The sequence below is a fragment of the Arthrobacter gandavensis genome, from assembly GCF_015355785.1.
Taxonomy (GTDB): Bacteria; Actinomycetota; Actinomycetes; order Actinomycetales; family Micrococcaceae; genus Arthrobacter_B; species Arthrobacter_B gandavensis_A.
The window spans coordinates 788,421-810,034 of the sequence record NZ_JADKYW010000006.1 but is presented as its reverse complement, the minus strand read 5'-3'; the positions used below and the strand labels follow the sequence as shown (position 1 = coordinate 810,034).

The 21,614-nt window shown below is 67.2% G+C and carries 22 protein-coding genes; 13 read left to right on the top strand and 9 right to left on the bottom strand.

Features of this window, described 5'->3' with window-relative positions; genetic code table 11:
- Positions 1-8: 8 nt before the first annotated feature.
- Genes ITX31_RS15590 through ITX31_RS15580 form a run of 3 tightly spaced genes read left to right on the top strand, consistent with a single transcriptional unit; the run spans position 9 to position 2,940 of the window.
- Complete coding sequence (locus ITX31_RS15590; RefSeq protein WP_194784258.1) at positions 9-767, top strand: lysophospholipid acyltransferase family protein; 759 nt, start codon at positions 9-11, stop codon at positions 765-767.
- Positions 764-1,804: an NAD(P)H-dependent glycerol-3-phosphate dehydrogenase gene (locus tag ITX31_RS15585; RefSeq protein WP_194784257.1), complete on the top strand. Its 1,041-nt coding sequence runs from the start codon at positions 764-766 to the stop codon at positions 1,802-1,804. Before ITX31_RS15590 ends, ITX31_RS15585 begins: the two co-directional genes overlap by 4 nt.
- Positions 1,801-2,940: a D-alanine--D-alanine ligase family protein gene (locus tag ITX31_RS15580; protein WP_194784256.1), complete on the top strand. Its 1,140-nt coding sequence runs from the start codon at positions 1,801-1,803 to the stop codon at positions 2,938-2,940. The genes ITX31_RS15585 and ITX31_RS15580 overlap by 4 nt, the downstream gene beginning before the upstream one ends.
- 37 nt (positions 2,941-2,977) lie before the next feature.
- Here ITX31_RS15580 and ITX31_RS15575 read toward each other — a convergent pair whose 3' ends face one another.
- Positions 2,978-3,451 (bottom strand): DUF3515 domain-containing protein, encoded by a 474-nt coding sequence (locus ITX31_RS15575; RefSeq protein WP_194784255.1) that lies wholly within the window; start codon positions 3,449-3,451, stop codon positions 2,978-2,980.
- Between the two features lie 101 nt (positions 3,452-3,552).
- Between ITX31_RS15575 and ITX31_RS15570 the strand changes: the two genes are divergently transcribed.
- The 4 genes from ITX31_RS15570 (at position 3,553) to rsmD (ending at position 8,658) form a co-directional block, all read left to right on the top strand.
- Positions 3,553-4,563 carry an LCP family protein gene (locus ITX31_RS15570; RefSeq protein WP_194784254.1) on the top strand — a complete coding sequence of 337 codons (1,011 nt, stop codon included), beginning with the start codon at positions 3,553-3,555 and terminating at the stop codon, positions 4,561-4,563.
- A gap of 193 nt (positions 4,564-4,756) precedes the next feature.
- Complete coding sequence (locus tag ITX31_RS15565) at positions 4,757-5,785, top strand: DAK2 domain-containing protein (RefSeq protein ID WP_228529375.1); 1,029 nt, start codon at positions 4,757-4,759, stop codon at positions 5,783-5,785.
- Between the two features lie 6 nt (positions 5,786-5,791).
- Positions 5,792-8,020, top strand: a complete 2,229-nt coding sequence (locus ITX31_RS15560) for an ATP-dependent DNA helicase RecG (protein WP_228529374.1) — start codon at positions 5,792-5,794, stop codon at positions 8,018-8,020.
- 56 nt (positions 8,021-8,076) lie between these two features.
- Complete coding sequence (gene rsmD, locus ITX31_RS15555) at positions 8,077-8,658, top strand: 16S rRNA (guanine(966)-N(2))-methyltransferase RsmD (RefSeq protein ID WP_194784253.1); 582 nt, start codon at positions 8,077-8,079, stop codon at positions 8,656-8,658.
- Positions 8,659-8,664: 6 nt separating this feature from the next.
- Here the strand turns inward: rsmD and ITX31_RS15550 are convergent, their stop codons facing one another.
- On the bottom strand, positions 8,665-9,459 hold the full coding sequence (locus ITX31_RS15550) for a spermidine synthase (protein WP_194784252.1): 795 nt from the start codon (positions 9,457-9,459) through the stop codon (positions 8,665-8,667).
- Positions 9,460-9,461: 2 nt separating this feature from the next.
- Positions 9,462-10,706 carry an aminotransferase class I/II-fold pyridoxal phosphate-dependent enzyme gene (locus ITX31_RS15545; protein ID WP_194784251.1) on the bottom strand — a complete coding sequence of 415 codons (1,245 nt, stop codon included), beginning with the start codon at positions 10,704-10,706 and terminating at the stop codon, positions 9,462-9,464.
- 115 nt (positions 10,707-10,821) lie between these two features.
- Between ITX31_RS15545 and ITX31_RS15540 the strand changes: the two genes are divergently transcribed.
- Positions 10,822-11,991: a polysaccharide pyruvyl transferase family protein gene (locus ITX31_RS15540; protein WP_194784250.1), complete on the top strand. Its 1,170-nt coding sequence runs from the start codon at positions 10,822-10,824 to the stop codon at positions 11,989-11,991.
- Between the two features lie 36 nt (positions 11,992-12,027).
- Positions 12,028-12,492, top strand: a complete 465-nt coding sequence (gene coaD / locus ITX31_RS15535; RefSeq protein WP_194784249.1) for a pantetheine-phosphate adenylyltransferase — start codon at positions 12,028-12,030, stop codon at positions 12,490-12,492.
- Here the strand turns inward: coaD and ITX31_RS15530 are convergent.
- Positions 12,489-13,073: a YdcF family protein gene (locus ITX31_RS15530; protein WP_194784248.1), complete on the bottom strand. Its 585-nt coding sequence runs from the start codon at positions 13,071-13,073 to the stop codon at positions 12,489-12,491. The genes coaD and ITX31_RS15530 overlap by 4 nt on opposite strands.
- Before the next feature lie 215 nt (positions 13,074-13,288).
- Here ITX31_RS15530 and ITX31_RS15525 point away from each other — a divergent pair, with 215 nt between their 5' ends.
- From ITX31_RS15525 to mutM, 4 genes are all read left to right on the top strand, one after another.
- On the top strand, positions 13,289-13,852 hold the full coding sequence (locus ITX31_RS15525) for a YceD family protein (protein WP_194784247.1): 564 nt from the start codon (positions 13,289-13,291) through the stop codon (positions 13,850-13,852).
- A 2-nt stretch (positions 13,853-13,854) separates the two neighbouring features.
- A complete protein-coding gene (rpmF, locus tag ITX31_RS15520) occupies positions 13,855-14,058 on the top strand; it encodes a 50S ribosomal protein L32 (protein ID WP_055240805.1) in 204 nt (67 codons plus the stop codon).
- Positions 14,059-14,139: 81 nt separating this feature from the next.
- Positions 14,140-14,850, top strand: coding sequence for a ribonuclease III (gene rnc / locus ITX31_RS15515; RefSeq protein WP_194784246.1), 711 nt, complete (start codon positions 14,140-14,142; stop codon positions 14,848-14,850).
- A gap of 8 nt (positions 14,851-14,858) precedes the next feature.
- On the top strand, positions 14,859-15,821 hold the full coding sequence (mutM, locus tag ITX31_RS15510; protein ID WP_194784245.1) for a bifunctional DNA-formamidopyrimidine glycosylase/DNA-(apurinic or apyrimidinic site) lyase: 963 nt from the start codon (positions 14,859-14,861) through the stop codon (positions 15,819-15,821).
- A 27-nt stretch (positions 15,822-15,848) separates the two neighbouring features.
- Here the strand turns inward: mutM and ITX31_RS15505 are convergent, their stop codons facing one another.
- From ITX31_RS15505 to ITX31_RS15485, 5 genes are read right to left on the bottom strand one after another with little or no spacing between them, the layout of a single operon-like run.
- Positions 15,849-16,019, bottom strand: coding sequence for a hypothetical protein (locus ITX31_RS15505; RefSeq protein ID WP_194784244.1), 171 nt, complete (start codon positions 16,017-16,019; stop codon positions 15,849-15,851).
- Positions 16,020-16,069: 50 nt separating this feature from the next.
- Positions 16,070-16,888 (bottom strand): serine hydrolase domain-containing protein, encoded by an 819-nt coding sequence (locus ITX31_RS15500; RefSeq protein WP_194784243.1) that lies wholly within the window; start codon positions 16,886-16,888, stop codon positions 16,070-16,072.
- A 10-nt stretch (positions 16,889-16,898) separates the two neighbouring features.
- Entirely contained in the window at positions 16,899-17,885 is a 987-nt protein-coding gene (locus tag ITX31_RS15495) for an NAD-dependent epimerase/dehydratase family protein (RefSeq protein ID WP_194784242.1), read from the bottom strand.
- A complete protein-coding gene (locus tag ITX31_RS15490; RefSeq protein ID WP_194784241.1) occupies positions 17,882-20,518 on the bottom strand; it encodes an alpha/beta fold hydrolase in 2,637 nt (878 codons plus the stop codon). Before ITX31_RS15490 ends, ITX31_RS15495 begins: the two co-directional genes overlap by 4 nt.
- Positions 20,512-21,537: a 3-oxoacyl-ACP synthase III gene (locus ITX31_RS15485; protein ID WP_194784240.1), complete on the bottom strand. Its 1,026-nt coding sequence runs from the start codon at positions 21,535-21,537 to the stop codon at positions 20,512-20,514. The genes ITX31_RS15490 and ITX31_RS15485 overlap by 7 nt, the downstream gene beginning before the upstream one ends.
- Positions 21,538-21,614 lie beyond the last annotated feature (77 nt).

Sequence of the window (21,614 nt, the reverse complement as noted above, 5' to 3'; positions counted from 1 at the left end):
TTCCGTCCATGAGCGAATCGAGAAAGTCACGGGTCACGTTCACCATCCTGGCGACAATCGTCCGTCCCGCCATGAACCTCATGATGGGCCGGCGCTGGGAAGGGACGGAGAACCTGCCCAAGGGCAGCGGATTCATCGCCTGCCCCAACCACGTGACTGAAATCGATCCGCTCGTGGTCGGGCACTTCTTCTACAATCAGGGAATCCTGCCGCGGTACCTGGCCAAGGCATCCCTGTTCAAGATTCCGGTGCTGGGCCCGGCGCTGCGGGCGACGAACCAGGTGCCCGTCCAGCGTGGAGGCGCCGGTGCCGCAGCGTCCCTTGAAGGGGCGCAGCAGGTAGTCGACGCCGGCGGCGCACTGATCGTGTACCCGGAGGGAACGCTCACCCGCGATCCCGGCCTGTGGCCCATGAAGGGACGGACCGGCGCGGCGCGGCTGGCGCTCCAAACCGGAGCACCGGTGATTCCGGTAGCCCACTGGGGTGCCCAGGATCTGCTGCCGCGCTACGGCAAGATGCTGCACCTGTTTCCCCGCAAGCGGGTGCGGGTGCTCGTCGGCAAACCGGTGGACCTCTCCGACCTGCGGGGGATTCCGCTGACCAAGTCAGTGCTCGAGGAAGCCACGGAGCGGATCATGGCCGAACTGACGTCCCTGGTGGCGTCCCTGCGCGGGGAAACCGCACCCGCTGAACGCTGGGATCCTGCCCGCAAAGGGCAGAAGGCAGTAGGACGCGGCTACGATCCGGAAGAGGAAAAGAACAAGTGAAGAACGACTCCCTTCCCGCCAAGGTTGCAGTGCTCGGCGCAGGCAGCTGGGGGACCACCTTTGCCAAGGTCGCAGCGGATTCCGGAGCCGCACGCAAGGCCGAAGTACTGATCTGGGCCCGGCGCCCCGAGGCCGCTGAGGAAATCAACAACATCCGGCGCAACACCCGCTACCTCAAGGACACTGTCCTGCCGGCGAACCTTCGTGCCTCGGCAGATCCCGCGGAGGTGCTCAAGGGAGCGCAGCTTGTGGTGCTCGCGGTCCCGGCGCAGACCCTGCGGGAGCGGCTGCGCGAATTCCGCGGCCTCTTCCCCGAAGGTGCGGTGATCCTGTCCCTGATGAAGGGACTGGAAGTCGGCACCGATGCCCGGATGAGCCAGGTCATCGCAGAGGAACTTGGCTGGCCCGAAGAACGCATTGCGGTGCTTTCCGGACCGAACCTGGCCATGGAAATCGCCCGGGAAGAGCCGACCGCATCCGTGGTGGCCTGCTCCGACCTCGCAGTCGCCGGCTGGATAGCCGCTGGCTGCACCGCTCCGTACTTCCGCCCGTATACGAACACGGACGTAATTGGCACGGAGATCGGCGGGATCGTCAAGAACGTCATCGCCCTGGCCGTGGGCATCTGCGAGGGAAAGCAGATGGGAGACAACACCAAGGCATCGGTCATGACCCGCGGCCTGGCCGAAACCACCCGGCTTGCCGTAGCGCTGGGAGGCAAGACCGAAACGCTCTTTGGCCTCTCCGGCATGGGCGACCTGATCGCCACCTGCTCTTCCTCGCTTTCGCGGAACCACACCGCGGGACGCCTCCTGGCCCAGGGGCTGACCCTGGACGAAGTCACCGAAACCATGGCGCAGACGGCGGAAGGCATCAAGTCAGCCCAGGCGGTTCTGGACCGTGCCACCCAGCTGGGTGTCTACATGCCCATTACCGAGAACGTCGTCGCAGTGCTGCAGGGCGCCATTTCAGTAGACGAGCTGGGCCCGCGGCTGCTGGCCCGCGAACTTAAACCCGAAGGTGTACACGCATCATGAGCGTCCAGCCAGTTTCTCCCGCCGGCGGTTCCAAGCCGCGCGTAGCCGTCCTGTTCGGCGGACGTTCCAGCGAACATTCGGTCAGCTGCGTGACCGCGGCCGGCGTGCTGGAGGCGATCGACCACAGCAAGTACGACGTCGTTCCCATCGGTATTGCCCGCAACGGCCAGTGGTCGCTGGTCTCCGTGGACCCGGAGCAGTGGTCCCTGCGGTCGGAGTCCCTGCCCGAGATCGCCGCGGGACCCGAATCGATCGCGATCTCCAGTGACGGCGGTTCCCAGGAGCTCGTCTCCCATGCCCCCGGCGCGATGCCGCGCTCCCTGGGCCGGATCGACGTCGTCCTGCCGCTGCTGCACGGTCCGTTCGGTGAGGACGGCACGCTCCAGGGCCTGCTGGAGATGGCGGATATCCGCTACGTCGGAGCCGGGGTCCTCGCTTCCGCCGTCGGAATGGACAAGCACTACATGAAGGTGGTGTTCGCGTCCGCCGGATTGTCCGTGGGACCCTACGAGGTCATCACCGACCGCCAGTGGGTCCGGGATGCCGATGCCTGCCTGGAGCGCGCGTCGAAGCTCGCGTTCCCGCTGTTCGTCAAGCCGGCGCGTGCGGGTTCATCCATGGGCATTACCCGGGTGACCGAGGCATCCGGGCTGCGCGACGCCGTCGAAACCGCGCGGCAGCACGATCCGAAGGTGGTCATTGAAGCCGGCATCGCCGGCCGTGAAATCGAGGTGGCCGTCCTGCAGGGGCGCGGGACCGACGATCCGCGCACCAGCCAGCCCGGCGAGATTGCCGTCAACGACGGCGGCCATGAGTGGTACGACTTCGAGGCCAAGTATGTGGACGGCGCCGCAGCAGAACTGAGCTGCCCGGCGGACCTGCCGGACGACGTCACCACCCGGGTGCGGGAACTGGCGGCCGTGGCCTTCGATTCCGTGGGCGCCGAGGGTCTGTCCCGTGTGGACTTCTTCTACACCCCGGACGGGGACCTGGTGATCAACGAGATCAACACCATGCCCGGTTTTACGCCGATCAGCATGTATCCGCAGATGTGGGCCAAGTCCGGACTGCCGTACACCGAACTGATCGACGAGCTTATTGCCCTGGCGCTGGAACGCCCCACGGGCCTGCGCTGACGGCTGTCCTGCCTTTCCGGCTAGCCCGGGCTTTCGGCTAGCTCGGAAGCTCGACGTCGCTCGTAGCGATGCATTCGCGCGTCTGCTCGATGCGGGACACGGCGTTCTCAAGTTCCACCAGTACGGTGGAGGATGCCACCTTCTCGGTGTCGAACAGCACCTCGACGGCGGGATCACGGCCGTAGGTGGTGGCCGTCCAGAGGCTGCCCTCTTCCCGCAGTACCCAGTCCACGCCGTTCACCGTTGCGCAGGCATCGGTGGTGGGTCCGGGCACGGGTACTCCGCAGCGCACGATGACCTCGGCCGGGCTTCCCCATGCGGACGTGGCCTGGCTCGTGGTCTCACGCTGGTCCGTGCCTGCGAGGTTCTCCGGCATGGCCACCATGACAGTGGCGCAGTCGGGGTTCGCCGCGTCAGGCGCTGCTTCTACGTCTGCGGCGGGGGTGCAGCCGGTCAGGACCGCGGCCAGAACCAGGGTGCCGGCGGAGATGGCTGCCGGGAGGAGTTTCATGCTTCAAGCGTATCCGTCCTTCCGCGTGTGCCTCGAATCGGAGCGGAGCCCTGGTAGTAGGCTCTGACGAAAGCCACAAGGATAAGCAGAAGGAATGATCAGTGACGGACTTCTTTTCGGACGTTCAGGAGGAACCGGAAGCCAGGCGGCGGCATCCCGTGCGGGTCACCATCCTCGTGCTCCTGGTGCTGGTCCTCCTGGCCGGGGCCGTGGCCGGGGGATACGTATGGAACCTGGCACGGACGTTCAACGACGGTACGCAAACGATCGCCGGTGCCATCCCGGAGAACTCGCCGGAAAAGACCAGCGCGGCTGCGGACTCCCGCAATATCCTGCTGATCGGCTCTGATACCCGGGAGCCCGGAGCGGATGCGCGGTCAGACACCATGATGCTGGTCCACGTTCCCGGAGACCGTTCCGCGGTTTACGTGATGTCCATTATGCGTGACACCTGGACGGAGATCCCGGGCCACGGAGAAGCAAAGATCAATGCGGCGATGGCTTTGGGCGGCGTGCCGCTGATGGTTGAGACCGTTCAGGGCCTGCTGGGTGTGCCAATCGACCACGTGGCGGTCATCGACTTCGAAGGGTTCGAGGGTCTCACGGAGGCCCTTGGGGGAGTGGAGGTGGACAACGCCCAGGCCTTCCAGTCGCACGGCGGCGACGGCGAGTTCTTCGACGCCGGGCGCCTGACCCTGCAGGGCGATTCGGCGCTGAAGTTTGTCCGTGAGCGCTATGCGTTCGCTGACGGTGACTACCAGCGGGTTCGGAACCAGCAGGCATTCCTGCGGGGCCTGCTCACCAAGCTGATCTCGGCCGAGACGCTGGGCAACCCGGTACGGCTTTCGGCCGCTACCGGAGCGATCTCGCCCTACCTGAGCGTTGACGAGCAGCTGGACGCCGCCCGGGTGGGGGAACTCGCCGTCGAACTGCGGGGAGTAAGGGCCGGGGATATCGAGATGTTCACTCTGCCGAACGCCGGTGTGGGTACGTCCGCTGACGGGCAGTCGATCGTGGTGCCTGATGAGGCAGCCATGGCCGGTCTTTCCGAGGCACTGAAAAGCGACGGACTGGCGGGATTTGTGGCTGGACTTGAAACTGCCACGGGGTGACCCGCAGCGCGTCCGCCGCCTCGGGGTCCGTTTTCCCATGCCTACTACCTTGGCACATTCCACCCGCACTTACCGGACACTGTCAGACCCCTGCGGTAGGCTTCCTACTGACCATGCCGGTTCGATGGACAACGGTGTTCGCCGAAGATAATCCGGAGGAGAAACATGAGCAGCAGCACGGAACGGGACTACCTTGCAGACTAAGATCACCGCAAACGCCCAGGCGCTGAAGCGATGGTTGAGCAACGCCGAGGTGTCCCTGGGGAACCACAGTGACCGGCTGAACGCCATCAACATTTTCCCTGTGGCCGACGGCGACACCGGAACCAACCTTTACCTCACCATGCGGGCGGCATCCGCCGCTGCCGCAGAGCTTGAAACCCAGGACATTGGGGAGCTGCTTGCCGCAGCAGGCCAGGCATCAATGGAACAGGCCAAAGGCAACTCCGGAACGCTCCTGTCCGTGTTCCTTAGCTCCATGGCGGAGCCCCTGACCGGACACACCCGGCTGTCGGCGCCGCTGCTGGCCCGTTCGCTGGAACGCGCACAGCTGCGTTCCTGGTCCGTACTGAGTGATCCGGTCCCCGGCACCATGCTTTCAGTCCTTGAAGAGGCCGCCCGCGGCGCCTCCCGCGTGGAGGCCGCCCAGACCGGAGATGATTCGAACGCAGGCCTGGCCGAAACGCTGCGCGCCATGATGGCTGCGGCCCTCGCAGCCGTCGTGCGCACCGAAGAGCAGCTGGAAACCCTGACGGACGCCGGAGTAGTGGACGCCGGAGGGGTCGGATTCCTGCTCGTGCTGGACGCCATGCGCGCTGCCGCCCTGGGCGAAGAGCTCCAGCGTGAACTGCTGGACGGGCTTCACGGCTACGACGTGCAGGACCCGCACATCCACGGCACCCAGCCGCAGCTTGAAGGCGTGGAGGTCATGTGCACCATCACGCTCAGCCCCCTGGACGCCGCAACGCTGCGGCTCCAGCTCGACGAACTGGGCGAATCCGTGATTATGAGTGCGGTCAGCCCGGTGGGGGAGGGGTACCGCTGGCGTGTCCACGTCCACACGCCCGACGCCGGCGCAGCGATGGACGCGCTTCATGCCGTGGGCGAGCCGACCAACGTCACGATCACCGAGCTGTCCGCCAACGGGCACCAGACCACGGAAATACCGCAGGTGCCGCTGCCCGGCGGCCCCGGCGCCGGCGATTTTGCCCGCGAAGCCTAAAGGACAATGCAGGACAGGATTCCCGGCGAGCTCGACTTCCCGCTCAACCGCCGGATCGGGAAGAAATCCGCGGACAAGATCGAGAAGCAGCTGGGCATCACCACCGTTGGCCAGCTGCTGCTGCATGTTCCGCGGCGGTACATGGAACGCGGGGAACTGACCCGGATTTCCGAGATTCCCTTTGACGAGGAAGTCACCCTCATCGCGCGGGTCCAGAGCATCAACTCCCGCCGGATGCAGACCCGCAAGGGAATGATCGTGGAAGTCACCGTGACGGATGACGACGACGCCGCAGGCTCCCTGGGTCTGCTGCACCTCACCTTCTTCAACGGCTACGGTGCGCTCAAGGACCTGCAGCCCGGAATCCGTTCAATGTTCTCCGGCAAGGTGGGCGTGTACAAGGGGCAGCTGACGCTGACCAACCCGAACTACGTGCTGCTCAGCGACGAAGCGGACGACGAAGAAGAAGCCAAGAGGCCCATCCCGGTCTATCCCGCGACGGCCAAGCTCACCAGCTGGGAAATCAAGACCACCATCGACCTGCTGCTGGACTCGCTGCAGACCGAACGGCTGCGGGACCCGATTCCGCAGGATCTTCGGTCCCGGGAGCACCTAATGGGCGTGGCTGATGCCTTCAACGCCATCCACCGGCCCGCAGCCATCGAGGATGCGTACAAGGCGCGGCACCGTTTCCGCTACGAGGAGGCCCTGGTACTGCAGACCGCGCTGGCGCGCAGGCACGCCTTCACCGCGGAACAGGATGCCACCGCCCGGCCGCCTCAGCCCGGGGGACTGCTGGAGGCCTTCGACGCAGCACTGCCCTTCACCCTGACGCACGGCCAGGCTTCCATCGGCGCCGAGCTGGCCGCGGACCTGGCCAAACCGCACCCCATGAACCGGCTGCTGCAGGGCGAGGTTGGCTCCGGCAAGACCCTGGTGGCGCTGCGGGCCATGCTGCAGGTGGTCGACGCCGGGGGACAGGCGGCTCTGCTGGCACCCACCGAGGTGCTGGCCGCCCAGCACTATGCCTCGATCACCCGCACCCTCGGACCGCTGGGCCAGGCCGGCATGCTCGGCGGCAGCGACACCGCCACCCGGGTCACGCTGCTGACCGGTTCAATGTCCACGGCCGCCCGCAAGGCGGCGCTCCTCGAAGCGGCATCCGGTTCCGCCGGGATCGTGATCGGTACGCACGCCCTGCTCTCGGAGCACGTGCAGTTCGCCGACCTGGGCCTGGTGGTAGTAGATGAACAGCACCGGTTCGGCGTCGAACAGCGGGACATCCTCCGCACCAAGGGCAGGGAGTCCACACCGCACCTGCTGGTCATGACCGCAACTCCCATCCCGCGCACCGTGGCGATGACAGTGTTCGGAGACCTGGATGTTTCAACCCTTACCGAACTGCCCGCCGGACGGGCACCGATCTCCACGTACCTGGCGCCGCTGGCGGACAAACCCGCCTGGGGTCCGCGGATCTGGGCACGGGCGCGAGAGGAGATCGACGCCGGACGTCAGGTCTACGTGGTCTGTCCCAAGATCGGGGACAAGGAAGAGGAACCCGGCACCGAGCTGGCGCTCCTAGAAGAGCTTCCCCGGCAGGCCGCGCCGCGGAACCAGCGGCCGCTGGCCTCGGTCCTCGAGACAAGTGAACGGCTCCAGGAGCTGCCGGCGCTTGCCGGTACCCGGCTGGGCATGCTGCACGGCCGCATGGACCCGGCGGAGAAATCCGCCACCATGGATGCCTTCAACCGCGGAGACATTGACCTGCTGGTTTCCACCACCGTGATCGAGGTGGGCGTGGACGTCCACAACGCCACCATGATGGTGATCCTCGACGCCGAGCGTTTCGGCATCTCCCAGCTGCATCAGCTGCGCGGCAGGGTGGGGCGGGGCGGGCTCCCGGGCACCTGCCTGCTGGTGACCAACCTGGAGGAAGGCCATCCCAGCCGGGAAAGGCTCGACGCCGTCGCCGCCACCACTGACGGCTTTGAACTCTCCCGCCGGGACCTGGAACTGCGCCGGGAAGGAGACATCCTCGGTGCCTCACAGTCCGGCGGACGCTCAACGCTCAAGCTGCTGCGCGCCATCCAGGACGAGAAGGTCATTGAGCGCGCCCGGGAGGACGCCCAGGCGCTGATCCGGCAAGACCCGGACCTGGAGGAACATCCGGCTCTCAACGAGGCGATCGAGGCCTACCTGAACCCGGAGAAGGAAGCGTTCCTGGACCGGGGTTAGCCTTGCTGCGGGTACTCGATGCCGGGCGGTCAGCGGCCGCTGGCTAGAGTGGAACCATGAGCCGCATCATTGCCGGAGCCGCCGGCGGAACCACCCTGTCCAGCGTCCCCGGATCCAGTACCCGGCCCACCACTGACCGGGTGAAGGAAGCGCTCTTCTCCCGGCTGGAGTCCTACGGGATCCTGGACGGGGCCTACGTGCTGGACCTGTTCGCCGGATCCGGTTCCCTCGGGGCTGAAAGCGCCAGCCGCGGCGCCGCGCGGGTGGACCTGGTTGAGCTGGCCGAAAAAGCCGCGCAGGTCTGCTGCAGCAACGCCGCACTGGTAAACAAAGTGCTCGGCTCTGAACGCGTGCGGGTGCACCGGACCAAGGCGGAGTCCTACCTGCTCCGGGTGCCGCCCGGATTGGCCTGGGACCTGGTCTTCCTCGACCCGCCATATCCGCTGGAGGAGGCGGGCCTGGCCGCAGTGCTGGAAGCGCTGGCCCCGCGCCTGGCGGAAGGCGCCGTCGTCGTGGTGGAACGCTCCACCCGCTCACCCGAACCCGCCTGGCCCGCCGGACTGGAGCGCTTCAGTGAAAAGGCCTACGGCGAAACCACTCTCTGGTTCGCTGAACCCGCGCAGAAGGACGAGGGCTAGGGTTTTTCAGCGTCCCGCCGCGAAGGCATCGAGGTCCGCTCCGGTCAGCACCGCTGCGGGATGGGGGCCGGCCTGCAGCAGGGAAGCCGTCCACTCCGCCGGCCAGCGGTAAGGCACTGCAGCCAGCACAATGTTGCCGGGGTGCCTGCCGGTGAACATTGACGCATCGCCCAGGGCCGCCACGTCACCGCCCGCCGCGCCGAACACATCAGCCAGCGCCTTGGCCTGCCGGCGTGCGAATGCCAGCGGCGGATCATCGCCCACGTTCACCAGCAGCACGCCGCGTTCGGAGAGCAGCTTGAGCAGCTCCTCGTAGTAGCCCCTGTCCGCCAGGTGCTCCGGAGCATCCGCACCGGCAAACACATCCAGCACGACGGCGTCGAACGAGCCGGGTCCGAAACGTTCAAGTTCAGCACGGGCGTCCCCGGTCACCGTGTCCAGCACTGTTCCCTCCGGCAGCGGCAGGTAGGCCAGGACATAATCCAGCAGCTCACGCTCGAGTTCGACGGCGGCCTGCTCCGAACCGGGCCGCGTTGCCTGGACGTACCGGGCCAGGGTCAGGGCCCCGGCACCGAGGTGCAGGACCCGCAGCGGAGCACCCGGCGGGCCCGCGAGGTCCAGGACGTTGCCGATCCGGCGCAGGTACTCGTAGAAAATCTCCTCCGGGTGTGCGAGGTTCACGTGGGACTGCTGGGCTCCGCCGATGGAGAGGATCCACGCGCCGTCGTTGAAGGCATCCTCATCCAGTTCCGCGTGGGCGCCGATGCCGCGCAGCATGCGTGAGGGCGGGCGGTTGACCATACTCAGAGCACCTCGTTGAGCCGCGAAATCCGCTCAGCGGCTTCCTGGAGAACGTCGAACCGCTTGCAGAAGGCGAAGCGGAGCATGGTCCTGGTGCGTTCGGCGCCCTCGGGATGGCAGAACATCGCCACCGGGATGGCTGCGACGCCCACCAGTTCCGGAAGCCGGCGTGCCAGATCGGTGGCGTCGTCGATGCCCAGGGGAGCGACGTCGGCATTCACGAAGTACGTTCCCTGCGGCTGGAACACCTCAAGTCCCGCTTCCCGGAGACCGGCGGAAAGCACGTTGCGCTTGGCCCGGAGCGTGCCGGCGATGTCAGTAAAGAAGGAGTCCTCCATCCGCAGCCCCTCGGCGATCGCCGCCTGGAAGGGCGAGCCGGAGCTGTAGGTCAGGAAACTCTTGACGGAGCGCACCGCGGCAATGAGTTCCGCCGGCCCGCTGACCCAGCCGATCTTCCAGCCGGTCAGTGAAAACGTCTTGCCGGCCGAAGAAATAGTCAGGGTGCGGTCCGCCGCGCCGGACAGCGTGGCTACCGGGATGTGCCGCGGCCCGAACGTGAGGTGCTCGTAGACCTCATCGGTGACAATCACGGCGTCGTGCTTGACCGCCAGGTCAACAATGCGCTGCAGGACGGCCTCGGGGAAGACGGCGCCGGTCGGGTTGTGCGGGTTGTTGACCAGGACCATCCGGGTGCGGTCGGTAAACGCTGCTTCCAGTGCAGCCAGGTCCGGCTGGAAATCCGGGGCCAGCAGGGGAGCAGTGGTATGGGTGGCGCCGCTGAGACCAATCATGGCGCCGTAGGAGTCATAGAAGGGTTCAAAGGTAAGGACCTCATCTCCAGGGCCGGTCAGCGCGAGGATGGTGGAGGCAATCGCCTCCGTGGCTCCGGTGGTCACCATGGCCTCCGTCCCGGGATCCGGACGGAGACCGTAAAACCGTTCCTGGTGCTCGGCGATGGCTTCGCGCAGCACCGGCAGCCCCATGCCCGGCGCGTACTGGTTGGCGCCGGCGAGGATCGCCCGGCGGGCGGCGTTGCGGATTTCCGCCGGTCCGTCCTCGTCCGGGAACCCCTGGCCCAGGTTGATGGCTGAGTGGGTGCCGGCCAGGGCAGTGATTTCCTCGAAGATGGTGATGCCCAGGTTGCCGTCCGCACCGAGAAGGTTCGCTCCGGCTGCCGTGCGCTGCCAGGGGGCCGGTGCACCGTCCCGGGAATCTCGAAGGGAGCGCGTGCTGGGAGTTGAAGTCATGCCTTCCAGTATTACCCGCCGGGCGCACGAAACGGACCGCCGGTATATTGGCTGGCGTTTGGTGGCGCGCGGTCCAGCCTGGGCAACCACGCCGCAGACGGGAAGGAAGGGAAGCATGGGGTTCCACGGGACGCTGGGAGTGGACGGGGAACACGAACCCGCCGTGGCGCTGCAATCGCTCCGCGATGCACCAGCCGGTGCCCGGCTTCATTTCGAGGCTGGCGGCCACCGCCTGGCATTGCAGCTGAGACCGGACGGCGCCGGAGCAGAGGTCTCCGTGGCAGCAGCATCCGAGGAATCGCAACGGCTCCTGCGGAACGCGCTGGTAGGAAGGGCTGAGCTGGTCCAGGACGGCAGAGAACGCCATGTCCTGGGTACTGTGCCCGCACATCACGAAGGTCTCCCGGCCGGCGTGGAGGAGAAGATGAGTTGGGTGCGGCAAACCGTCCACGCCCTGCAAACCGCTTCCACTCGGGGCCGGGAGGTGCCGCCTGGCTTCCTGAACCTACTCTGGTGGGATGGGCGGCCGAACTTCGGAGACGCCGTCGGGCCCTGGCTTGCGAGGCACCTCAGCGGGCTGACGCCCGTAAACGGCTTCAGGCGCGGACTGCGGACACCCGCCCTGGCCACAGCCGGGTCCATTGCGGGCTGGCTGGAACAGGACGGATCGCAGATCTGGGGGTCCGGGCTGATGGCTCCCCTGGAGGGCGAGAGCCTGGCCCGCCTGCGGAGCCTGAAGGGCGTGCGGGTTTCCGCCGTCCGTGGACGCAACACCCGGACCGAGCTGCTGCGCAAAACAGGGTGGGACTTCCCTGCCGTGTATGGCGATCCGGCCCTGCTGCTGCCGCAGTTCCTGGCCGCCGGGGGAACGGGCACGGGAGATATCGCCGTCGTTCCCCACCTTGACCACCGGGACTGCCTGGAGAAAGCGGCGGGTCCCGGAGTCACGGTGGTTGACGTGAGGGAAGGCGTTGAGGCGGTGGTGGGGAAGATAGCCGGATCGCAGGCCTGCATCTCCAGTTCCCTGCACGGCATCATCGTGGCGCAGGCGTACGGTGTGCCCTGGGTGTGGCTGCGGATTAGCGACCGCGTGATCAGCGGGGACCGGTACAAGTTTGAGGACTTCTTTACGACCCTGGACGCCTCCGGGGTGCGCGCGGCCGACGTTCCCGCCCGGGAGCTGACGCCCCGGCTGGTGGAACGCCTGGCGGCCCGGGCGGTGCTGCCGGAACTCACCATTGACCTGGCACCGCTGTTGGAGAGTTTCCCCCACGGCCGTGCCTGACCGGGCCGGAGCACGGCCACCGGGTAGATTCGACGTATGCGACGCGCTGTATGCCCCGGATCCTATGACCCCATCCACAACGGCCACCTTGAAGTGATTGCCCGCGCCACGAACCTCTTTGACGAGGTCATCGTCGCGGTCTCCACCAACTACGCCAAAAAATACCGGTTCTCCGAAGAGGAACGGCTGGAAATCGCTGCGGAGACCCTCGGCTCCCTGGCGGGCGTGTCAGTGCTGCCCATGGGCCATGGCCTGCTGGCAGATTTCTGCCGGGACCACGGCGCCAGCGCCATCGTCAAGGGGCTGCGCTCTGTGCAGGATTATCAGTACGAGCTGCCCATGGCCGTCATGAACCGGCACCTCACCGGGGTTGAAACCGTCTTCCTGGCCGCGGAAAGTTCCTACACGCACCTTTCCTCAAGCCTGATCAAGGAAGTCGCCTCACTGGGCGGAGACATCACGGACTTCGTTCCGCGCGCTGTCCTGAAGCGGCTGGGCTAGCCGATAGGCGAGGCGCACGCCGGGCGAAGAAACGCCGCGAGCACCCCGCCGGTCTCCTCCGTGAACCGTCCCAGCCACTGGCCGGCGGTGAGGTCCGGTTCCGAGGCGACCATGCGCACCCGCACGTTGCTGCACTGCGAGATGTTCGCCTCAGCCCGGACCAAGTGGTAGGTGGAGGTGACCACGATGATCTCGTCCCAGTTGTTGTCCGCTGCCAGCCGGGCTATGGCGCGGGCCTCCCCGCGTGTGCTCAGCGGCGAGGGCGAGAAGCACCGGACGGCGGGGCCCGCGAAGTACTTGCACACCGTGTCGGTGACGGCGTTGCCCGGGGTGCCGGTGGTCGAGAGGACGAGCACGGGCGCGCTGCCGTCCGTGATCAGGTCCCGCCCCACCGGGAGGCGCTCCGGCGCTGCGCCGGCAAGGACCACGACGGCGTCGGCCTGGCCCGGTTCCGAATCCGCCTGCGGGTAGTAGAAAAGGTTCACGGCAACCAGCAGCCACACCACCAGTACGGACACGGCGGCGGTTGCGGCCGCAGCGAGGATGCGGAGCGCCCTGGCGCGGGAAAGGGAATACGGCACGCGTTCAGCCTAGGCGAAGCGCAAAGCCGGTGCATGGCGCAGGGCCAGGCGCCTGGAAGGCAGTAGACTTGATGGGGAGACGGAGGCGCGGCGTTCTGCCGTCTGCCTGCACCCGGTTTGAGAGATTCCGGCTCCTCAGGCTAAGATGATATGTCGGTCTATGTTCTACAGGAGTTCTCATTAGCGTTTCATCGCGGTTCCAACCGAGTTCCCCCTTGGCAATAAATGTCAAGGATCTCGGGCGCAGCCCGGGAACCATGCGGACAATGCATGAGCATGTGCCGGCACCGAAAGACTTCGGTGTTGCGCTTATTGGCGTGCCGTTCGGATCGGACATCGAGCTCGATCTGAGGTTCGAAGCTGTACACGAGGGGATCCTGGTCTCGGGTTCCGCGCTTGTTCCCGTCAAGGGGGAGTGCGGACGGTGCCTGGTTCCCATCGAGTACACCGAGGACGTCGATGTGCAGGAACTCTTCTACTACGAGGACGCTGAGTCCTTCGGAGAGGAAGAGGAAGAAGAGCAACGCCGGATCGAGCGAGATGTAATCGATCTTGAACCGGTTTTGCGGGACGCAGTGGTAACTTCCCTGCCGTTCCAGCCGGTGTGCCGGGAGGACTGCGAAGGCCTTTGCTCCGAATGCGGGGCGCGCCTTGAGGAGGATCCGGGTCACCACCATGAAGTCGTGGATCCTCGCTGGGCAGCCCTTGCCGGGTTGGCTGGCACCGCCGCTGAAGACGCGGCAACAAGTACAGAGTCAGACGAGAGAGAAGAGAGTTAGTCGTGGCTGTTCCCAAGCGGAAAATGTCCCGCTCGAATACGCGTGCACGCCGGTCCCAGTGGAAGGCAACTGCGCCCAACCTGGTGAAGACCGTTGAGAACGGCCGCGTTACCTACAGCCTGCCGCACCAGGCCAAGGTCGTAACCGACTCTGCAGGTACCGCGCTGTTCCTTGAATACAAGGGCCGCAAGGTAGCGGACGTCTAAGACCAGTGAGTGTCCCCTTTGCCGTTTGCCTCCGGGCAGCCGCTGAAGGGGGCTCACTGCTTTTCGGGGCCCGATCAGCACGTGAAGAATACTGAAGAGCTTCTGAAGCGTCTCGGCGTCGATATCGATGCCGAGACGCTTCGTCTTGCGCTCACCCACCGCTCCTATGCCTACGAGCACGGCGGCATCCCCACCAACGAACGCCTTGAATTCCTGGGTGATTCGATCCTGGGTTTTTCCGTTACGGACACGCTCTACCGCGACAATCCCGGACTTTCCGAGGGTGAGCTGGCAAAGCGCCGCTCAGCGGTTGTCAGCACCAAGGCCCTTGCCTCAGTCGCGCGCCAGCTCAGTCTTGGCGACTACATTCTGCTGGGCCAGGGCGAAAAGCTGACCAACGGCAAGGACAAGTCCTCCATCCTGGCGGACACCACGGAAGCGCTGATCGGCGCGGTGTACCTGTGCCACGGCATCGAGACCGCACGGTCAATGGTCATGCGCCTGATTGGACCGCTGCTCCATGACGCGGACACCCTTGGTGCCGGAACCGACTGGAAGACCAGCATCCAGGAAATCGCCGCCGCCCGGAAAATGGGGGACATCGAGTACCGGGTCACTGGCTCCGGACCGGACCACTCCCGCAGCTTCGTAGCAGTGCTGCACATTGGCGGGCAGGCATACGGCTCGGGCACCGGCAGGTCCAAGAAGGATGCCGAGCAGGAAGCTGCTGCGGACACCTGCCGGCTGCTGCGGGAGACCAGCCAGGCTCCGGCTGCCCCTGCAGGCGCATAGCAGCACCCATGCCCGAACTTCCCGAGGTCGAGGTAGTACGGCGCGGCCTGGCACGGTGGGTGCGCGGCCGCACCATCACCGGCGTCGAAATCCTGGATGAACGCTCCACCCGCCGGCACGCCCCGGGTCCCGAGGACCTGCGCGGCAACCTTGAAGGTGCCCGCGTGCTGGACGTTGCCCGGCGCGGCAAGTTCCTCTGGATGCCCATGGTGGAAGCTTCAGCGCCCGACGCCGCACCCCCGTTCGCGCTGATGGCGCACCTGGGCATGAGCGGCCAGCTGCTGATGGAAACTCCCGACCTGCCCGACGAGAAGCACCTCAAGGTGCGGTTCACCCTCAGCCCGGCCGAGGATGAAGACGGTACCCGCATGCCGGAGGAACTCCGGTTCGTAGACCAGCGGATCTTCGGCGGCGTCTTCCTCGCGGACCTGCTGCCCACTCCGGACGGACAACCCGGAGGACTCTCAGAGACCGGGCTGGCACTCGTTCCATCCGAAGCGGCGCATATTGCCCGCGATCCGCTGGACCCGGCGTTCTCCTTCGACGATTTCTACCGCCGGCTGCGCGCCCGCCGCACCGGCATCAAGCGCGCGCTCCTGGACCAGGGACTCATCTCCGGGGTGGGCAACATCTACGCGGACGAGGCACTGTGGGCGGCGCGGCTGCACTTCGCCCGCCCCACCGACACGCTGCGCCGTGCCGATGCCCTGCGGCTGGTGGAAGCCGCCCGGGCCGTAATGCTCCGGGCGCTCGAAGCCGGCGGTACCAGCTTCGATTCGCTGTACGTCAACGTCAACGGGGTCTCCGGCTACTTTGCCCGGTCCCTGAACGCCTACGGCCGGGAGGGCCAGCCGTGCCCGCGGTGCGAGGCGGCCGGACTTCCCACCCTGATCCGGCGTGATTCGTTCATGAACCGCTCGTCCTACAGCTGTCCGGTCTGCCAGAAGCGTCCGCGCAACGGCCGCTGGTAGTCAGCCCTCCGGAGCTTGGCAACAGGCTCAGCGCAGGACCTCGATGAGGACAACCCACGCGAAGGCAGCCCCGGCGATCACGCCGAGGATATCCTCGATATTCACCGAGATCGCCAGGATCAGCAGCCCCACCAGCGCCGCCGTGCCGCCCAGCATGGCTGCGTTGAGCTCACTCCAGGCTTCCAGCGGGGATTCCATGCCAGCACACTGTAGCGGGCCCGGCCGGTGTTCTCAGCAGTGCCGGCGCGTTAGCTGCCGCGCAGCTCCGCAACCAGGGCGTCGTTGTAAATCGGCCAGGCTTCGGCTGCCCAAGGACCGAAGTCCCGGTCCGTGAGAACAACGGCGGCTGCCTTCAGGTCGGGATCCACCCACAGGAAGGTGCCGGACTGGCCGAAGTGCCCAAAGGTGCGCGGCGAATTGGTGCTGCCGGTCCAGTGCGGCGACTTTCCGCTGCGGATTTCGAACCCAAGGCCCCAGTCATTCTCCTTCTGCCGGCCAAAACCGGGCAGCACACCGGACAGGCCCGGGAACACGACAGACGCCGCAGCAGACAGGGACTCGGCGGAAATGAGCCGGGGTGACTGGAGCTCGGCAGCAAACCGGGACAGGTCGGCAGCCGTGGAGACAGCTCCGGCGGCGGGAGACCCTTCCAACGCCGTGTCCTTCATGCCCAGCGGAACCAGGACAGCCTCGGACAGGTACTCCGCAAAGGGAATGCCGGTAGCTTCCTCGAGATGATCACCGAGCACCTCGAAACCCGCATTCGAGTACAGCCGGCGTGTTCCCGGCTCGTACCGGACGGTGCGGTCCCCGAAGTCGTAGCCGCCGGTGTGGGCCAGCAGGTGCCGGACGGTGGATCCCTCCGGCCCGGCCGGATCGTCCAGGGCCACGGCTTCCTCTTCGAGGGCGACCTGGAAGGCGTAGGCCGTGAGCAGCTTGGTGACCGAGGCCAGGGGATAACACTTCTGCTGGTCCCCGGCGGTTCCAAGCACGGAACCGTCAGCCGAAACGACGGCGGCGGCAACGTTTTCGGCGGGCCAGGACTGGGAGTTCTCGTGAGTGTTCATCCCTGCCATCCTATGCGGCATAGTGCTTGGCCAGCCGGGCCATGCCCTCCTCGACGGAAACCTCCGGCCGCCAGTCCAGGACCGCCCGGGTGTGCCGCTGGTCGAACCAGTGGGACGTGGACAGCTGCTCCGCCAGGAACCGTGTCATGGGAGGTTCGTCTTCCACGAGCCCGCGGGCACCGGCGGCCAGCCAGGCTTTCTCGATGACGCTGCCGGCGCCGCGTGCCAGCCAGCCCGGAACGCTGAGGGACGGAGCCGGGATGTCCGCTGCGGAGCAGATGCCGCTGATCATTTCCCGGACCATGCGCGGCTGGCCGTTCGTGACCACCAGGGCCTGACCGTGGGCCTGTTCCATCCGGTCCAGGGCCCGGGCGATCGCCGAAGCGGCGTTGTCCAGGTAGGTGGTGTCGATCAGGGCGGCACCGCCGTCGAGCAGCGGTAGCCGTCCGGTCCGGGCCCGGTCCATCACCCGTTCCACCAGCTGCGTGTCGCCGGGACCCCAGACGATGTGCGGACGGATTGCCGTGACCCGAAATTCGGCGGAATCAGCCGCAAGTGCGTGGAGCTCCGCTGCGGCCTTGGACCGCGCGTAGCTGCCGCGGGCCCGCTTGGGGTCTGCGGTTCCGGCGCCGGCACCGGCGATCGGCTCACCGAAGTGGGCCACCGACGGCGAGGACACGAAGACGACGTCGCGCACACCGGCGGCACGGGCTGCATCCAGGACGTTGCGGGTGCCGTCGATGTTGGTGGCCTGGAACTCGGACCAGGCGCCGGTGAAGGACACCTTCGCAGCGAGGTGCACGACGGCGTCCATTCCGGCCATCGCAGCCTCCACGGCGTCGCGGTCCGTGATGGAGCCCGAGACGGACTCCAGCCCCGGCACAGCAGCCGCGCGGCGCTGGAGGGTGCGCACAGAGTGGCCCTGCCCGGCCAGGACGCCGGCAACGGCGCCGCCGAGCAGACCGCTGGCGCCGGTGACCAGGATGCGGCGGCTCATCGGCGGGCTCCCGGTGCGGTGATGCGGCCGCCGGCCAGCACCCGGGCAGCCCAGGCGCCCAGGGCGGAGCGGTCAATCTTTGAGTTGTGGCGGATGTCCGTGGGCATCTGCGGCAGTACCAGCACCGCGGCCAGGTCCAGGCCGCAGCGCTCGGCGACGGCGGTACGGACCTCGGCGGAGAGGGAGTCCGCTGCCGGCCCGGGCCTGCGGACCGCGTCAACGGTCTCCACGACGGCAACCGGTACCTGGGTTCCGGCCGGGCCAACGCCCACCAGGGCTGCCAGGCGCACGGCGGGCACTGATTCAGCGGCCTGCTCGGCCGCGACCGGCGTTACCGGTCCGGCAGCCGTGGTGAGCACGTGTCCCAGCCGGCCTTCCACCCAGAGCCGTCCGTCGGCGTCGAAATGGCCCACGTCCCCGGTCCGGTGCCAGCCGGGAAGTGAACTGCTCTGCGCCTCGGTGATCCAGAGCCTGTCATACCGGTCCTTCACATGCGGGGCACTGACCAGGATCTCTCCCGTGACCCCGGGTGCTTCGGAGATTTCGCTGCCCGCCGTGCCGTCTGCGGCCAGGGGAGCGATGCCTACGCGGGCTCCGGCCACGGCCGTGCCCACGCACACACCGTTGCCGGTACCGGCCTTGCGGATCTGCTCGAGGCTGATGTCCGTCACCGGCAAAGCCTCGGTCATGCCGTAGGGGGTGTGCAGGGCTGCGGAAGGAACCAGGTCCTGCACGCGGGTGAGCAGTGCTTCCGGAATGGGAGCGCCGGCGGAGAGCAGCAGATCCACCTTTGCCAGGGCACCGCGCTGGGCGGTGTCCAGGTCCCCGGCGGTGGCCAGGACGTTGGCCAGGGCAGCCGGGGAAGCGAAGACCGTGGTGGCCTGGACGGCCGCGGCGGCGTCTGCCAGGGCAGCGGCGCTGAGCGTGCGCGGTGCCGTGACGTCCATGTCCGGGGTGACCGACGTCGCGCCCAGCGCCGGCCCAAGCAGGGCGAAGGGAGCGAAGCCTGCCACCAGGGAGGACCCGGCTTTGAGGTTGTAGGTCCGGCGCAGGGTGTCCCGCATGGCAGCGAGCCGGCGGTGCGTGTAGACGGCGCCCTTGGCCGGTCCGGTGGAGCCGGATGTGAAGAGCACGGCGGCGTCGGCGTCGGGATCCACCTGCCAGTCCGGCACAGGCTGTCCGGCTCCGGCGGAGGTGAGTTCGGCTACCGTGTGGGCGGTGCCGAGCAAGCGGCGCCGGGCCGGGGAGGCTTCACCGGCAAGGACCGGGGTACCCGGCCAGCCGAAGAGCCTGGCTCCGATGAGGCCGCGTTCAATGCCGACGATGAACTCCGGACCCGCACACTTGATGGCCCGGCTGAGGCCCTTGGAGCCCAGACCGGCGTCGGCAACCACCACCACCGCGCCGAGGCGCAGGCACGCGTAAATGAGGGTGGTCAGCTCGCTGCCCGGAGGAACCAGCAGGTTCACCCGGCTGCCCGGGCGCACGCCGATGCCTGCCAGGCCGGCCGCCAGTGCGTTGACCCGGGAACCGAGTTCGGCCCAGGAGAGCACCGCAGGGGCTTTCCCGGAGCCGGCCGGAGCCATATCGACGACGGCGGGTGAATCATCCCCGCTGCGCTCGTCCAGTTCTGCCAGCATGGGCCGGAAGTCGGCCCGCTGAGTCGTGGCGCCGGCCGGCTTCGGAGCCTCGGCAGGTGTGCCGGCGGCTTGGACGGAGTCCAGCCACGCGAAAACCGGCGACGCAATATCCCGGTCCTCGGCGACCAGGTGCCCGGCGCCTTCGAATCGGTGGACCTCCGCCTGCGGCAGGCGGCTGATGAGGTCCCGCAGGTACCGGTCGGAGAAGACCGGATCCCGGGGGCCCCACAATGCAAGCGCCGGCACGTTCAGGGACCTGATGCCTTCGGCGACGCGGCTGAGCGTCCGGTGGCTGGGGTGGGTTTCATCGGCGGGAATGTCCGCGACGAAGTTACCGACGCCCTCGCGCCGCGCCGCTGAGCGGTACGGTTCGGCGTACGCGTGGCGGACCTCCGGACGCAGTGCCGGGCGGGCCAGCGAATGGGTAACGCGCAGGAACGCATCGGTGGTCTTGGTGCCCCAGCCGTGAACTGCCGGGTGCAGGGCCAGGCGCAGCGCCGGGGGCAGGGAGAAACCTGCGGGATGCACGGCGGTGTTGGTCAGCACCACGCCCGCCAGCTGCCTGCGGTGGGCCAGTGCCCAGCCCAGGGAGATGATGCCGCCCCAGTCGTGGCCCACGCTGACCACGGGACCGGTGAGGCCCAGCGCCTGAGTCAGGTCCCCGAGGTCGGTGATCCGGTCCGCGAGGCGGCGGAAGGTCCCGGTGCGGTCGGAGTAACCCATGTCCAGCTGGTCTACGGCGATGACGCGCCAGGGACGCTCCGTGGTGCTGCCTGCAGCGGCAAGGGTGCGCCAGAGGTAGGACCAGGTGGGGTTGCCGTGCACGCACAGCAGCGTCCCGGCCGGTTCCACGCCGCGCGCGGCCAGGTCCGGGGCGTTATCCAGGACGTGCCAGGTGTGGACGGTGCCGGGAGAGTCGATGCCGGCGCTGGAGGGCACCTGGACATGGCGGGACCATGCGGCCGGAACTCCGGGCCAGAGTTCTGCTACCACGCGATCTCCATCATGGTGGTGTTCAGGCCGGAGCCCACGCCCATGCACAGCACACGGTCTCCGGGGTGCAGGGTACGCGCTTCCTGGGCGAGGGTCATCGGCAGTGAGGCAGGTCCGACGTTGCCCCACCGGGGGAACGTGATTGGCACACGTTCCCTGTCCAGGTCCACCGCCTTGATGATGGCGTTCGTGTAGGAGTTGGAAACCTGGTGGGTCACATAGCGGTCCATGCCCTTCCAGTCCCAGCCGTTCTCCTGCGCCTCATGCCAGGCAGCGACCACGAGGTCCAGGCCGCCCTCGAGCAGTCCCTTGGTGTCGGTGTACATGCCGCCTTCGCCGCCGACGCACAGCTCATGGTGTTCGGTGCCGGCACGCGAGACTCCGCCCAGGATGCGGTGTGATCCCGGGTGGTCGCCGGACCGGCCGATCACGGCGGCAGCGGCGCCGCTGCCCAGGGTGAGGGTGGCGAATTCGCGCAGGTAGTCCTGCCGGGTGGAGTCTTCGTGGTTCAGGCGGCCGAAGGTGGCCTCCTGGACACGCTGCGAGTCTTCCCCGGCCACGATCAGGGCGTAGTCGATCTGCCCGGATTCGATCATGTTGGACGCCAGGGTAATTCCGTTGACGAACCCGAGGCAGGCGTTGGCAAGGTCGAAGTTCAGGGCAGAAGACGGCAGGCCAAGGTTGTGGTGGATCTTCACGGCGACGGACGGTTCGAGGTTCCTGCGCGTTACCGAGGTGTTGATCAGCAGCCCGATCTGTGACGGCTCCACTCCGGCTTCGGCCATCGCCTTGGCTCCGGCTTCGATGGCCCCGTCCTCGAAGGTCGAACCCGGGGCCCACCATCGGCGCTCGCTGACGCCGGCTACCCGCTCCAGCAGGCCCTTGGAGAGCCGCAGCCGTTTCAGGGACGGCGAGAGCCGTTCGTCGAACTCGTGGGAGGTGACAACAACGGGCGCTTCGACGCTCTTGACGCTCAGGAGTGCGGTGTTGGTGGAATGGAAGTTGAAGTTCCCGCTCAAAATGCCTGCCTTGTCTGCTGCCAAAAAAGATCGCGGTCCGGGCCCGGTCAAGCCCGTAACGGCGCCGTCGAACCATA